General features: G+C 69.1%; 13 protein-coding genes. 4 read left to right on the top strand and 9 right to left on the bottom strand.

Going from position 1 to position 13679, the window contains the following annotated elements; genetic code table 11:
• Positions 1-61: 61 nt before the first annotated feature.
• Together N4G70_RS13210 and N4G70_RS13205 are read right to left on the bottom strand one after the other, a co-directional pair.
• Positions 62-733, bottom strand: coding sequence for a DUF4232 domain-containing protein (locus N4G70_RS13210; protein ID WP_261712782.1), 672 nt, complete (start codon positions 731-733; stop codon positions 62-64).
• A 285-nt stretch (positions 734-1018) separates the two neighbouring features.
• Positions 1019-1666, bottom strand: a complete 648-nt coding sequence (locus N4G70_RS13205; protein ID WP_261712927.1) for a TetR/AcrR family transcriptional regulator — start codon at positions 1664-1666, stop codon at positions 1019-1021.
• Between the two features lie 154 nt (positions 1667-1820).
• On the opposite strand from N4G70_RS13205, the gene N4G70_RS13200 reads away from it, so the two are divergent.
• A complete protein-coding gene (locus N4G70_RS13200; RefSeq protein ID WP_261712781.1) occupies positions 1821-3305 on the top strand; it encodes an MFS transporter in 1485 nt (494 codons plus the stop codon).
• Positions 3306-3393: 88 nt separating this feature from the next.
• Here N4G70_RS13200 and N4G70_RS13195 read toward each other — a convergent pair whose 3' ends face one another.
• Positions 3394-3870 carry a MarR family winged helix-turn-helix transcriptional regulator gene (locus tag N4G70_RS13195; protein ID WP_261712780.1) on the bottom strand — a complete coding sequence of 159 codons (477 nt, stop codon included), beginning with the start codon at positions 3868-3870 and terminating at the stop codon, positions 3394-3396.
• Positions 3871-3914: 44 nt separating this feature from the next.
• Between N4G70_RS13195 and N4G70_RS13190 the strand changes: the two genes are divergently transcribed.
• Entirely contained in the window at positions 3915-4814 is a 900-nt protein-coding gene (locus N4G70_RS13190) for an alpha/beta hydrolase (protein WP_261712779.1), read from the top strand.
• A gap of 157 nt (positions 4815-4971) precedes the next feature.
• On the opposite strand, the gene N4G70_RS13185 is transcribed toward N4G70_RS13190, so the two are convergent.
• The 4 genes from N4G70_RS13185 to N4G70_RS13170 all read right to left on the bottom strand — a co-directional run bounded on the left by N4G70_RS13185 (position 4972) and on the right by N4G70_RS13170 (position 8195).
• Positions 4972-5343, bottom strand: a complete 372-nt coding sequence (locus N4G70_RS13185; RefSeq protein ID WP_261712778.1) for a VOC family protein — start codon at positions 5341-5343, stop codon at positions 4972-4974.
• 143 nt (positions 5344-5486) lie between these two features.
• Positions 5487-6275 carry a hypothetical protein gene (locus tag N4G70_RS13180; protein ID WP_261712777.1) on the bottom strand — a complete coding sequence of 263 codons (789 nt, stop codon included), beginning with the start codon at positions 6273-6275 and terminating at the stop codon, positions 5487-5489.
• A complete protein-coding gene (locus N4G70_RS13175; protein ID WP_261712776.1) occupies positions 6272-7786 on the bottom strand; it encodes a C2 family cysteine protease in 1515 nt (504 codons plus the stop codon). The genes N4G70_RS13180 and N4G70_RS13175 overlap by 4 nt, the downstream gene beginning before the upstream one ends.
• A 64-nt stretch (positions 7787-7850) precedes the next feature.
• A complete protein-coding gene (locus N4G70_RS13170) occupies positions 7851-8195 on the bottom strand; it encodes a hypothetical protein (protein ID WP_261712775.1) in 345 nt (114 codons plus the stop codon).
• Between the two features lie 373 nt (positions 8196-8568).
• Between N4G70_RS13170 and N4G70_RS13165 the strand changes: the two genes are divergently transcribed.
• A complete protein-coding gene (locus N4G70_RS13165; protein ID WP_261712774.1) occupies positions 8569-9027 on the top strand; it encodes a lamin tail domain-containing protein in 459 nt (152 codons plus the stop codon).
• Positions 9028-9366: 339 nt separating this feature from the next.
• Here the strand turns inward: N4G70_RS13165 and N4G70_RS13160 are convergent, their stop codons facing one another.
• Together N4G70_RS13160 and N4G70_RS13155 are read right to left on the bottom strand one after the other, a co-directional pair.
• Positions 9367-9972, bottom strand: a complete 606-nt coding sequence (locus tag N4G70_RS13160) for a dihydrofolate reductase family protein (protein WP_261712773.1) — start codon at positions 9970-9972, stop codon at positions 9367-9369.
• A 187-nt stretch (positions 9973-10159) separates the two neighbouring features.
• Complete coding sequence (locus N4G70_RS13155; RefSeq protein ID WP_261712772.1) at positions 10160-11290, bottom strand: hypothetical protein; 1131 nt, start codon at positions 11288-11290, stop codon at positions 10160-10162.
• Between the two features lie 425 nt (positions 11291-11715).
• Between N4G70_RS13155 and N4G70_RS13150 the strand changes: the two genes are divergently transcribed.
• A complete protein-coding gene (locus tag N4G70_RS13150; RefSeq protein WP_261712771.1) occupies positions 11716-13107 on the top strand; it encodes a Fic family protein in 1392 nt (463 codons plus the stop codon).
• Positions 13108-13679 lie beyond the last annotated feature (572 nt).

The raw sequence follows: 13679 nt of genomic DNA, 5'->3' as shown, positions 1-13679 counted from the left end.
GACCTCCCGACCGAGCGTTTTCCGCATCCCCCGGCCAGCGCCACTACCGCGTGCGCTGTTCTCAGTTGGTGGTGTGGGTGGGATAGACCTGTACGTCGGTGTAGGCGCCCTTGATCTGACCGGCGCCCGTGGGCCACTTGAGGGTGACCGTGTGGGTTTCGTTGGGGGGCGTCACCAGGATGTTGGTGGGGTGGGCGAGGCTCTTGCCGGTCCGGTCGATGGTGTAGGCGAGATCGAAGACGGCGGCGTCGCCGGGCTTGAGGACGGTGATGCGCGGCTGGGCGGGGCCGCGTTCGATGGGGTTCGAGGTGTGGTCGGCGTCCTTGATGTCGACGCCCGCGAAGCCGGTGGCCGAGCAGGTGGTGGAACCCCGGTTGATCATGGTGATGTCGATCCTGCCGGAGTCCTTGTCGGTCGCGGCGTTCCTCGCGTCGATGGCCAGGTCCGCCGACTTGCAGAACGGCGTCTTGCCGTCGCCCTTCCCCTGGCCGTTCGTGGCACCTGCGGGGGTCTTGGCGTCCTTGCCGGAGCCCGAGCCGGTGTTGCCGGTTTCCGGGCTCCCGGCACTTGAGCCGTCCCCAGGCTTCGAGGCGCCGTTCGAGGACGAGGAGGACGGGTTCGAGGAGGCCTTGGGGGACGAACCCTGCGCCGAGTCGTCGCCACCGCACGCGGTGAGCGAGAGGGCGGCGGCCATGCCGATGGTGGCGAGAGCGGCGATGCGGGTGTGCTTCACGGTGTTCCCCCAGAAGTAGCGCGGTGCGTTGCGTCGGAGATATTTGTATCTCGCACCGAGTTACAGCCGGCCTTCCGTGATGTCTCCGTTCTGCCACAGGCGTGTTGACGACCCCCCGGGTCAACGTCCTTGTGCGGACAGGAGGTTGTCCCGAACGGGACCACCCGGCCTGCGCATTGAGGTCTGAACGGGCGCGCCCTCGCCGGTCGTCCCGCTTGGAGCACCGCTGTCGGCGGGGTTGCGTTGTGCGCGGCTTCCGGGGACTCGCGGCCTGTGCGGCTCGGCTCAGGCTCCGGCTTGCAGGCGCAGGCCCGTCAGCGTCAGATCCAGCGCGGCACGGAACTGGTCGATGTCGTCGTGTCCGTCGAACTCGTCGATGATCTCGTGCACGAACGGGAAGTCCTCGGGATCCAGTTGCCGCCACGCCTTGGCATAACGGCCGAGGAACTCGTCGCGGTTCACGGTGCCGTCGAGGATCTCCTGGGGGGCTTCCTGCCCCAGGTCGACGGCGGAGCCGACGACGCACCCCACCACTGCGGACACCGCGTGGAACCGCTGGCGTGCACTGAGCTTCAGCCGAAGGGTCTGCTCGCCGAGCCTCTCGTACACGCGCAGGGTGTTGCCCTGGACATCGGTGTTGCGCATGAAGTAGGCGCCCAGCCACGGTCGTTGGACGATCGCGTCGAACAGGGTCAGGGCCATCGCGCGAAGGTCGTCGATCGGGTCGTCGGTGCGCGGCAGTGCCTCGATGTCGGCCAGTGCCGCGGCCATGACGTGGTCGGTGGCGCGGTCGAGCAGTTCCTCCTTGCTCGCCACGTACCAGTAGATGCTGGCGACACCGCCCCCGAGACGCTGAGCGAGCGCCCGGAACGTCAAGGCCGGTGCCCCGGCCTCGTCGAGCAGCGCCACCGCTTCGGAGAGGACGGCCTCCATCGAGTGTGAGGCCCGACGGCGTCCTCCTCGGGAGCGTTCCTGCTGGTCGGCCATCGCTTCTCCCTCGCCCTTTGCATCGTATCGAACCTTGTTCTATGGTAGCTCATCGTACGTTGTTCGATAGCCGAACGGCGTTCGATTGAGAGGACTCGCCATGACCACAGCCCCGCCTCCAACCACCTCACGGGCCTATCCCTCCCTGCGCGCGGCGTGGATTCCCCTGGCCGCCCTCTGCCTGGCCTTTTTCGTCGAGATGGTCGACAACACCCTGCTGTCGATCGCGCTGCCCACCATCGGCCGCGACCTCGGCAGCGGAACGACCGCACTCCAGTGGGTCACCGGTGCGTACTCGCTGACCTTCGGTGGTCTGCTGCTCACCGCGGGATCGCTGGCCGACCGGCTCGGACGCCGTCGAGTACTGCTGATCGGCCTCGCCGTGTTCGGCTCGCTGAGTCTGTGCGTCGTCCTGGTGACCACGGCCGGCGAGCTCATCGCCCTGCGGGCCGCACTCGGCATAGCCGCCGCCGCGATGGCCCCGATCACGAACTCACTGGTCTTCCGGCTGTTCGACGACAAGGCTCTGCGGATGCGCGCCATGACGGTGATGATCATCGTCGGCATGTCCGGCTTCGTCCTCGGGCCCCTGCTCGGCGGGACCGCACTGGCCCACGCGCGCTGGGAGTGGCTGCTGGTCGTCAACGCCCCGATCGCGCTGATCGCGTGCATCGGCGTCCGGCTCGGCGTCCCGGCCGACCGGCCGCAGGACCTCACCAAGGACGCGCTCGACCTGCCGGGCGCCGTCCTGAGCGTCGCCACGATCGGGCTCGCCTGTTACTCCCTGACCAGCGGTGTCGAGCACGGCTGGCTGTCCGCGCTCACCCTCGCGTCCATCATCGGCGCTGTCGCCGCCGCGATCGCGTTCGTACGGCATGAACGGCGAAGCGCTGCGCCCATGCTGGACTTGAAGGTGTTCGGCAACGGCACCGTCCGCGGCGCCGTCATCGCGCAGATCGGCACGTCCATCGCGATGGCCAGCGTCATGTTCGGGCTGATCCTGCACTTCCAGTACGCCTACGGATGGAGCCCTGTGCGGGCCGGTCTGGCCAACCTGCCGATCATCGTGACCATGTTGACCGCGACGCCTCTGTCCGAGTGGCTCGCGCGCCGGTTCGGCCACCGCATCGCCTGTCTCGTGGGCGCGGCCTGCCTGGCCGGGGCGCTGGCCGGTCTCTCGTGGGGCGTCGACCACGGGTATGCCGCCATCGCGGGCTGCATGGTCGTCATGACCGTGGGCCTGCGCACCGTCATGACGATCTGCGCCGTCGCGCTCGTCGACGCGATGCCGAGCAACCGCACCTCGCTCGGTGCCGCCCTCAACGACACGGCCCAGGAAGTCGGTTCCAGCGTCGGCACCGCCGTCGTGGGCACGCTCATCGCCGCCCTGGTCACCACGCAGCTGCCCGCCGGAACGTGGGACAGCGGCCTCGTCGCGTCCTTCTTCCACGGCGAACGGATCACTTACGCCCTGCTGGCCGTCGTCGTCGGACTGATCTCGGCCGGCGGCGCGCTGAGCCTCACCCACTCCCACGCCGTCGAGGAGCACCCCGCCGAGGAACCCGCCCCTGCGGAGGTCGCCTGACCGGAGGTGGGGGCGTGACAGGCGCGCTCCAGCACAGCCCGCTGTGACACGCCCGCTTCTCGCCAACGTGCCGCCCCCGGCGTCTGGTTCAGCCCGTGGGGTTGCCGATCCGGTCGCGTTCGAGGACGGAGCGCAGGTGGGACAGAGTCCGGGCCGTGGCGGCCGTCGCCGATGGGGCGAGGGCGCTTGCGAGCAGCTCGCCCAGGCCCGCGGTGAAGGTGTCCTCGGCCACGGCGAGCAGGCGCGAACCCTTCTCGGTGAGGGCCAGCAGGTGGGACCTGCGGTCCGCCGGGTTGGCCTGACGGACGACCCATCCCCGCGCTTCCAGGCGGTCGGCGCTTTTACTGGTCGCGCCGACGCCGATGGCGAACTCCGTGGCGAGGTCGGCGACTCGGGCACCGGGGTGCTCCCGCAGGAAGCGCAGGAACTCGTACTGCGACGTGACGATCCCGTGCCGCTCGCGCAGGCGGACGTTCAGCGCGTTGTACAGCCGTGTCTCGCAGCGGACGAGGTCGGCGAAAAATCCCTGGAGGTCGATGGTGTCATCTGATTCTGTATATGCCACGGCATATAGTGTAGACGACAGGTACTGCGACGGGAGAGAGACTCATGAGCAAGGAACAGCTCGCCAAGGTCGACGCGATACTCCGCCGGCCCCGCCCCGAGGGCCAACGATCCCCTGAGGAACTGCGCGCGGGGTTCCGGGCGCTCATGGCGCAGATGATCGTGCCGGACGACATCCGCACCACCGAGACGGCCCTCGGCGGCCGCCCCGCCCTGCACGTCGAGCCGGACGCGGGGGAGCGCCCGGGCACGATCCTGTACTTCCATGGCGGCGGCTTCGTTTTCGGCTCCCCCCGCACCGCGCTGTCGCTGACCGGGCAGCTCGTCTCCAGGACCGGATTCGCCGCCTACTCGGTGGACTACCGCCTGGCCCCCGAGCATCCCTTCCCGGCCGGCCTGGAGGACAACCTGAGCGCTTATCGCGCCCTTCTCGACAGCGGTCTGGACCCGTCGGCCATCGCCTTCGTCGGGGACTCCGCCGGCGGTGGCTTCACCATCACCACGGCCCTCGCCGCCCGCGACGCGGGCCTCCCGCTGCCCGCCGCGATCGTCGCGTTCTCCCCGGGTGTGGACTCCACCCGTACCGGAGAGAGCATGACGACCAAGGAGGGGATCGACCCGATCTTCACCAAGGCCGCCCTGGAACACACCGGCGCCATGTACCTCGCGGGTCAGGATCCCTCGCAGCCCCTGCTCAGCCCCGCCGTGTCGGCCGACCTGACCGGCTTCCCCCCGCTGCTCATCCAGGTCGGGGCCAACGAGGTCCTGCTCGACGACTCCACCCGCCTCGCCGCCCGCGCCCAGCAGGCGGGAGTGAACGTCATCCTCGACGTCACCGCCGACGCCCCCCACGTCTTCCAGTGCTTCGCCGGCACCCTCGACGAAGCCGATCAGGCCCTCGACCGCGCGGCCCACTTCCTCACCCAGCATCTCTCCAGGGTCTGACACCGCTGACACCGCAACGGGGGCTCTGGCGTGGTGACATCGCAGCAGGCACGGCACCCGACCACCGCTCTCACTCGGCGCCCCGTTCATCAGCATCGGCCGGGGCGTCAGCCCGTGCGTTGGCGTCCGCCCCGTCCCTCTGCGGCGAGTACGTGAGTCAGCGTGTGACGATGCAGAAGGGATGCCCGGCAGGGTCGGTGAGGACCCGCAAGGTGTCCTCGTCCGGCTGGTGGTCGGGCTTGCCCGCACCCAGCTCCAGCAGCCGGGCCTCGGCCTCGTCCAGGCTCTCCGCGACCTTGAAGCAGATGTGAAGCTGCTGGGGAGTGGTCTTGCCCGGCCAAGTCGGAGGCCGGTAGTCCTCGACCCGCTGGAAACCCATGAAGAGCCCGTCCTCACGGTTGAGACCGGCGAACTCCGCATCCGACTTGGGGTGCGGCTCAAAGCCGGTGGCCTGCTGATAGAAGGCCGCCAGAGCCAACGGATCAGCGCAGTCCAGCGTTATCGCGACCAATTCCATGGACAGGGGCATGAGACCTCCGAGCCGATCAGCGGATTTCCGGGCGCGCCAGGACGGCGGCTGTCTCCGGTGAGCGGGACAGCGGGGCGCACCTGTTCCGCTCACCGCAACAACAGCAGGTCGGGGCCGCACCACGCCAACCGTTATCCGGGACGTCAGCTGGAGGGGCCGATCAACTGGAGGTCCACGTAACCCGAGTTGGGGTTCGCGCCCGAAGGATTGCCGTCGCCCGTGTCGATCGCGGTCAACTTCCAAAGGCGGCCGGCGAATTCGAGGGTGTCGCCGACGCGCGCGTCCGTGTAACTGGCGCCACCACCCGCGCGGCTCGTGACGGCGATGTCGGCGCGGGCCGGGTCGGCGGCGACGTCCTTGAGGACCGCGCTGATCGCGCCGTGGATCTCAGTGTTCGGGACATGCCAGCGCAGACGCAGACGGCCGTCCGTCAGGTCGGGCCAGTGCGGGTCCACGGCGTTGGGCACGGGCGGTTGGGTCACGGTGGTCCCGTCCTTCGGTGTGAGTACGACCCGGTAGGTGCAGATCTGGGAGACGGTGAAGGCCTTGCCGCGCACTGCGAGGGACTGGCCGGTCCGTACCGGCCAGGACTCGGTCCCTGACTGCGCGGTGCCGGAGCCCGTGCCGTTGGTCAGGGTCGCCGTACGGTGCGTACCGTCCGAGCCGCCCTCCTTGTACAGCACCGGACCGGCCCCGCCGGGCAGCGCCTCCGAGCCGCCGCGCAGGACGTGCAGGCCCTTGGCGGTCGCGGCGCCTTCACACTGGGGGCCCTTGTCGGCCGGGGGAGCGGGGGTGTGGCTGGGCGGCGAGGACATCGACGACTTCGTGGCCGAAGAGTCGGCCGACCCGGATGCGCCGCCACAGCCCGCCGCCAGCATCACCACGCATCCCGCCAACACGGCGGCACGCGCGGAACGTACGGCTGCTGTCACTTGGGAACCTCCAGGGCCTGCGGACTGTTGAAGAACTTCTTGTACTGCTCCGGCGTGGCCACGATGTCCGGGTTGGGCGGGCCCCACGGATTGCCGAGGACGATGTTGTCGCCCTGGAAGCCCTTCACGTAATACACGTGCCGGGTCGAGAACGTGTCCCCCCACAGGTTCTTGCCCTGCTTCTTGGCATCGTCGCCACTGCCGGTGGCCACGATGATCGGATGGCCGGATTCGAAGCTCTTGCGGAGCGCCGGAACGTTGTTGCTGATGCCGTCCGAGTCATGTCCCGTCACATACGGCGGCGCCTTGTCCGTGTTGTCCCACTCGGTCGCCCCGTACGTCCCGTGCTCCGCACGGTCGTACTTCTTGTTCCCGCCCTTGCCGTCCGGTGCGCCGCCGTCGTCGCCCCCGTACACGAGGGCGAACGCCTTCTCGTAGTACGCCGGCCAGGTCGAACCGTTGGCCGAGGCACCCATCACGTTGCCGTTCTTGTCCAGTGGCAGGTCGGGCGTGACGGTCACCCAGCGCTTGTTGCCGTCCTTGTCCCAGATGCGCACGTTCACCGTGCCGTTCGCGTTCTGGACGATGCCGTCCCGGATGAACTGCGGGTTCACCTGGGCGGTCGAGGTCACCGACGCGATGTACCAGCAGTCGGCGAAACGCCCCTGCTTGATGTCGGAGGCCGTGATCTCCTTGCCGTCGCTGCCCGGAGCGAACAGCGGTTCTCTGGGGACGCCCCAGTGCATGCCCTTGGCCTGTTCGCCGTTCTGCGCGTTCTGGCCGTCCAGATAGGCGTCCGTGGTGTCGAAGCCCGGCTGCATCCCGGGGAACGCGGCCTGCGCCTTCGCCCAGTGCGAGGGGCCCAGCTTGGCCAGGATCGAGCTGAAGTGGTCGCGGCGCTCGCCCTCGGGGAGGCCGTTCTCGTCCCACCACTTCCAACCGCTGTCGTCCGTGTCGTTCACCAGGTCGTTGTAGCGCTTGAGGTCGGCCTCGGGGACCTTGTCGAAGAAGGCGTCCAGTTCGGCGGCCGACATGCCTTCCAGCATCCTGCGGACCTTCCGCAGGTCGTCGCGGTTGCCGTTGGTGCCGAAATCCTTCCCGTCCAGTTCGTGGAACTTCTTCAGCGCGTCGGTGATGTCCTTCTCGTTGGGAGCGTCCTCGTCGGCGAAGAGGAGTGCGGGGTCGACGGCGTACCCGTGCTCGATGAGGACCTTGACCTCGTCCAGCTGCTTGCTGCGTCGCTCCATCGAGTCCGCCATGTCGCCCAACTCGCCACCGAGCACACCCGGCAGGGACGAGGGCCCGCCGAAGAACGGGAAGGTGAAGACCTGCCCGACCAAGGGGCTCAGCAGCGGGTCCGTGGTGGCGGGCTTGCCATTCAGGAGCTGCTGCGCCTCGGTGAGGAGCCAGGCCAGGTCCTTGTGGAGACCCCGCGCGTCATCGCCCTGCTTGCGCAGGCTGGAGGCGAGGGTGCGTATCTCGGCGGTGTCGAAGCCGCGGAAGTCGGTCATCGGGCCACCGCTCCGGGTACTCCGGGTACTCCGGGTACGGAAGGTATGGGGCCGAGGGGGCTGGTCAATTGCCTGCCCCCGCCCCTGACTTGGGCTTCGCGCCCGCCGCCTTCGCCTGCTCGTCCAGGCTGTTGGCCTCGGCCTCCCAGCGGCCCGCGTCCTGGAGCAGCGCGGACGCCATCTGGTTGACGGAACCCTTGCGGTTCACCAAGGTGCCCGTCGACTGGGTGGCGAACGGGCCCCGCCAGATCGCCGGATCGGGCTGCGCCGCCTTCTTCGCCGAGGCGTCCAGGAGCGGACCGAGCCGCTTGGCGAGCTCGCGGGCCTTACGCGCACACTCGCGCAGGTCACCGGCGCGCTTCTTCAACTGCGCCGGGGTTTCCCCCGGCGGATCGTCAGGTCGCCCCACGTCGTACTACCCCCGTCACTCGAACTACCCGTCCCGCGCGTCGCCAGAACCGGCAGGCGAGACTAACACCCCCCTCAACTTCTTTCTGGGGCAGCCCGGTCGGGCCCCGAGCGGGCCCCGACCGGCGGGTGGTCTGTCCTCTGCTCCTGGGACACCACTCAAGGGCGCACCACGGGGTTCCTCACGCCGGGGCGTGTGCGCCGTGATCGCTGAAGGTGTGCGAAAACCCGCGTTTTGTTACGCAGTGAACTTCTGCGCCCGGGTGGCGACGGGTCGGCGCCATGGTGGGGTGTCCGGCCGAACCAGGTCGGGCTTCCGCACCAACCGGCATTGCCCGCGCACATGTTGGGATGCCGTGAATTGGGGGGCTTCCATGTCGTCTCGCACCGTTACCCGCATCGCCGCCGCTCTCAGCGTGGCTGCTGCCGGCCTGGCCGGGGCCACCGCCCACCCGGCCGCCGCCCTGGCCAAGGCCTCCGTTCCGCGCTCGCCCATCGTGCTCGGGGTGATCCAGTACGACAGCCCCGGCAAGGACGACCGCTCCCAGCGCAGCCTCAACGCGGAATGGGTCACCGTCACCAACACCGGCCGGGGCGCGGTGAACCTGAAGGCATGGACCCTGACGGACCGCTCGCGGCACACCTACACGTTCCGCGACCTGCGCCTGGCCGCCCACCAATCGGTGCGCGTCCACACCGGAATCGGCCGGGACAGCGCCCGCGACGTCTACCAGGGGCGCCGAGACTACGTCTGGAACAACGCCGGCGACACCGCCACTCTCCGCGACAACCACAGTCACGTGGTTGCCGCGAAGTCCTGGGGCCGCCGGTGACCACGCCCAGAACGATTCTCGTGGATCATCCGCGGGACCAGAATGATGGCCCACATGGCCCACATGGCTCCCATAGTCCACATGGTTCCCATGGCTCCTCATGAACCCGTCTCCGAGTTCCTCGTCCGACACCGCGAGCGGCCTTGTCGCGTGCCCGTGCTGCTTCCGATGGACGCTGGGGGAACGGGCCGACTTCGAGATCTGCCCGGAGTGCGGTGGGGAGGACGATGGCCAGGAGGCGGTGTGGGCCTGTGGAGGTTCGAAGCGTGGCGCCAGGTGCCGGACCTGACTGAATAGGACGGCGTCCGGCCGCCAGGCCAGTACCCGGCCAGTACCCGATTAGTAGCTGTCGTATGTGGGCTTGCCGCTCGGCCGATAGACCCCGAGGACGGTGCCGCCCTTCGTGGTCGAGACGCTGACCGGCTCCAGCGCAGTGGGGATCGCTCCCTCGGCGAACAGCCGCTTGCCGGTGCCGATGATCACTGGGTGGATGGTCAGCCGGTACTCGTCGACGAGGTCGTGCCGCATCAGGGTCTGGGCGAGGTCGCCGCTGCCGACGACGTTGATGTTGCCTCCGTCGGACGCCTTCAACGTGCGTACGGCATCGACGACTTCGCCCTCAAGGAGGGTGGAGTTCTGCCACTCGACGGACGTCAGGGTCCGTGAAGCCACGTACTTGTGCGTGCTGTTCATCCGGTCGGTGAACGGATTGCCGGGATCGGCGCTCGGCCAGTACGACGCGAAGATCTCGTACGTCTTGCGGCCGAGCAGCATCGCGTCCGAGTGCTGGTACCAGCCGGCGATGCCCGCACCGACCTCGTCGTCGGACACCGCCTTCTGCCAGCCGCCGTACTCGAAGCCACTCTCCGCGTCCTCGTCCGGACCGCCCGGTGCCTGCATGACGCCGTCGAGCGTCAGGAACGTACAAACGATGATCTTGCGCATGGTGTGCTCCCTTTGTCGTCGAGGGGTAGACCGGGCGGCCGCCGGAAAGTAATCGGCGAAGCCGGGTCGCACCGGACCGCGGTTCGCGGGGTTCTGCCCGCCAGGGCTCCCAGGGGACGTGAAACTGCGGTCTGGCGTGTTCAAGAGAGCGGGAGTCGCCGCGGGGGTATGGCCGGCTCAGGGCGGGTCAGGGTGAACACGGAGTGGCCGCGGTCGCCGTGGTGGCGAGCCTTGCCTGGGCGCCTGCCCGTACGCCGGGGGCCTCCATCGGGTCGTCACGCAGCGCCGCGATGCGCTCCAGGGTTTCGGGTCGGTCCGGGGCGTGGGTGATTCCCAGCAGTCGGACCTGTTCCTGGCCGTCCCATAGGGATTCGGTGAGGGTGGGGCCCACTCCGTCCGGGTCGATGGCTACCCATGCCGCCAGATAGGCGGCCCGCTCATAGGAGTGCGGTGTGTGCAGCCAGAACCGGCGGAGGCCCGGCACCGTCTCGGCGGCTGCCGGTCCGAAGCGGACAAGCCTGTTCGCGGTGGCGTCTGGGCCGCACCACGCACGGGCCCGCCATTGGCCGGCGAGTTCGGCTACGAGGGCGGGTAGCACCTCGGGGCCGAGATGATCGGCGAGGACATCCGAGCCGAGCAGCGCCAGCCACTCCCGCTCGTCCTCCGCCCAGCTGCGCGCGGCCGGTACGGCCGAGGGTCCGAGGTGGCGGACGGCCTGCCGGAGCAGAGGAAGCGGACGGTCGCCCCCAGCGATCACGAGCGAGGGCACCAGAGGAATCAGCCCCTCCACGGGATCCCGGCGGGACAGCTCGCGCAGGGCCTCGACCCTGCTGCAGGCCTCGGGCCGGGTGCCGGCCAGCACGTCCAGCAGCTCGCTGTCCGCAAGTCCGCTCAGGTCGTGAGCGGCCGGGCCCGGGTCCGACCTCTCGATCTCGATGCCGAACCGCGTCCACGGTTCGTCCAACCACGGGAGCTCGGGCTCCCCGCCGATCCGGGCCCGCGCGACCCCGCCCAGGTCCTCCCACCACTCCAAGGGCCAAGCGTCGGAGATCGACTCCAATACGTAGACCCAGTGCGCGCCTTCCCGGACATGGGAGCGGAGCGCCTCGCGCGCCTCGTTGTTGCCATCAAGGGCGAGCAGTTCCAGCACGTCGACAGCCCGTCGGCTCTGTCCCTCGTCCCCGGCCAGCAGCGCCACGACCGGCGCCAGCGGCAGATTCAGATCCCGGACCAGCCCGGCGAGGTAGCGGGCGCGGTGATCAGTGCCGTCGTACCGCCAGTCATGTCGGACCCCCTCGTAGACGAAGGGTGCAGCCATGGGGGGATCTTGCATCGCCCGCACGACACCCAGGCCGTGCCCCCGTTGCAGCAACCCCTCAATCGAGTCGAAGCGGGCATACGTCATCTCGTTCTCATCACTCATCATTCGGCACCCTGCCCGAAAAGATGGGTGATTGCCACGCTAATCTCTATGACCTGGCGACGAACGTGCTGACTCTCAACTCAACTTCCCTCCAGCGCCACGGAGTTGAGAGGCGCACGGCATGGTCTGCGCGCAGCGGTCCTCGCTCCCAGACTGGAATGGGTGCCGACGCCCAGCCGCTCGAAAGCCACGGCATTGGTTCAGCGGTCGACGTGGTGAGTCCAGCGATGGACGTGTGGACGTGGCGCGCCGGCCCAGCGCAGTCCTGAGTCGGCGAAAACCACTATGGGAGCCCGGAGCGGGCGTGGCAGGCTTGTGCAGTGATCGTTGAACTGGCTCCCCGCTTCCTGACCTGGGATGACGTGGATCCCGCCCGTCACGCCTTCGACGGGGCGGACGTGGCACAGACGGTGCGCTCGCTCGGGCCGGCCCGTTGTGTACCGATCCGCCCGGACGTCCCTTTCGATGACCCGGCGCTGAGTACCTGGAACAACGAGGTGGCCGAGTCGTGGGCCAACGCCATGTCCTACGCCCTCGTCCAGCACTACGGCCGATGGACCACGGGGTGGCGCTGGACGCACGACGAGGGTGACTTCGACGGGGGACCGATAGGGAATTGGTGCTGCCCACAGGACTCGATCACCACATCGGAAGAGACGCTGTCCCGTGTCGAAGCGGCCTTGCGTGAGTGGCGTGAGTGGTTGGAAGACCTTGCCGGTTGGTTCGAGGCGTATCCGCTGGACCTGGCCGACATCGAAGGCCAGCGGATCCTATGGGAGCGGGCGGCGCGGAATCTGATCCTCCAGGTCGTTGACCGCACCGGCTGCGGCAGCGGCTGGCAGGGCCACTGTCGCCAAGTGCTGACCTGGTTCCTCAATCGCTGGGGAGTCGCGCCCGACGTGGCCGAGGGCTTGGTCGACGGGGCGATCGGTGGTCGTTTCCACAGTTGGATCGGACCTGACGCGGTGGTGGTCGACGACGTCGCGGAGCAGCTCGCGCTCTCCGTGCAGCCGACGGGCGGCGGTTTCCGCGCAGACGCGCCGACTCAGGACCACTTGCAACGCTGGCTCGAGATACGGGAGTCGGTGCCGTGGCACGAGATCGCGGACGGGGGCGCGGACGGACCGGTTGTGCCCCTTCGAGACGGCGCGGCGGACGACATCAAGGCCTTCGACGCCGCCATCGAGCCTGCCCGCGCCGAGGGGCTGCTCAGCGCCCTCGAACTGCTCCGGGCGGATGCGGCATGCGGAGCGCGGCTCGACTTCGACCTGCTCAGTGGGTGGCAGCAGCATGTCCTGGCCACTTCGCGACGCCCCCCATTCCGCGGGGCGCCCGCCTTCGCCAAGGGGAGCCGTGAGCGCTACGGCATCGGGCCCGACACCCGTGTCCGCTTCGAAACGTGTCTGGCAGAGAGCGCATCCGGCGCCGACCAACCTCTCGGTCTGACGGCCCGCGCCGCGCGTGCCTATCTCGACGTCTGCTTCTTTCATCCATTCGACGACGGCAACGCGCGGTCCGCTTTCCTGACCCTCGTCTTCGTCCTCGCCCGCGAGGGCATCGCCCTCGATGGAGTCAGCCTCCTGCGACGCGTCACCTTCCAGGCCGACGCCCCGCAGGACGCGCTGGCCCTCGTCCGCTACATCAACATCCATCTTGCGGGGACCCGACGCAACACCGCCGACGAGGCCGGAGGGACGCTCGCCGCAGATTGAGGCCGCGTCCCACCAGGCCGAAGGGATGCTCGCTCCGGGTGGGATCGCGCTCTACCCGGCCGAACGGCCGCGCGCTGTAAGGGAGTTCGCGTCCCGCCAGGCCGACGGCTGCATGGGCCGTGCCTGATCCTGGTTCACGCCCGACGCCACCCGGCCCGTGAGGCCTCTCCGGAGCAGCCGTGGCCTCCGGACCCCTGACCTGACGCCACGCACGGGGTCGGATGCTCACGCGCAGGGCGTTCCTGGTGGCGGTCGTGCCCGCCGACCGGGTGAAAGGCGCGGTCGAGGCGTGACCGGAAGTCGTCGGGGGGCGGCCCGCGCGGCACTCTGGGACGCGGTGCTCTGGGCCGGCTGCCGGTGGTTGGGTCCCGTCGGCGCCGGGGCCACCCAAGCATGAAGTCCGGCACCGTTCACCACTCCCTACCGCACCACGCGTCCCGCCCGGCGGTGCACTCCGTACCGCACCACGCGTCCCGCCCGGCGGTGGCCGGGATTCCTCAGGAGGGGGTCCGCACGGCTGACGGGCCGCATGCGCGTCAGCGACGCGTGGTACCCGCCCCCGACGAAGCATC

This window comes from Streptomyces sp. ASQP_92, from assembly GCF_025399895.1.
GTDB lineage: Bacteria > Actinomycetota > Actinomycetes > Streptomycetales > Streptomycetaceae > Streptomyces.
The sequence above is the reverse complement of the archived record's forward strand: the minus strand, read 5'-3'. Positions and strand labels throughout refer to the sequence as shown.

Coding starts and splice junctions, on each gene's coding strand:
- N4G70_RS13155 (WP_261712772.1), bottom strand. CDS start 11,290: ATGGCTGCACCCTTCGTCTACGAGGGGGTCCGACATGACTGGCGGTAC.
- N4G70_RS13185 (WP_261712778.1), bottom strand. CDS start 5,343: ATGCCCCTGTCCATGGAATTGGTCGCGATAACGCTGGACTGCGCTGAT.
- N4G70_RS13175 (WP_261712776.1), bottom strand. CDS start 7,786: ATGACCGACTTCCGCGGCTTCGACACCGCCGAGATACGCACCCTCGCC.
- N4G70_RS13160 (WP_261712773.1), bottom strand. CDS start 9,972: ATGCGCAAGATCATCGTTTGTACGTTCCTGACGCTCGACGGCGTCATG.
- N4G70_RS13205 (WP_261712927.1), bottom strand. CDS start 1,666: ATGGAGGCCGTCCTCTCCGAAGCGGTGGCGCTGCTCGACGAGGCCGGG.
- N4G70_RS13190 (WP_261712779.1), top strand. CDS start 3,915: ATGAGCAAGGAACAGCTCGCCAAGGTCGACGCGATACTCCGCCGGCCC.
- N4G70_RS13165 (WP_261712774.1), top strand. CDS start 8,569: ATGTCGTCTCGCACCGTTACCCGCATCGCCGCCGCTCTCAGCGTGGCT.
- N4G70_RS13200 (WP_261712781.1), top strand. CDS start 1,821: ATGACCACAGCCCCGCCTCCAACCACCTCACGGGCCTATCCCTCCCTG.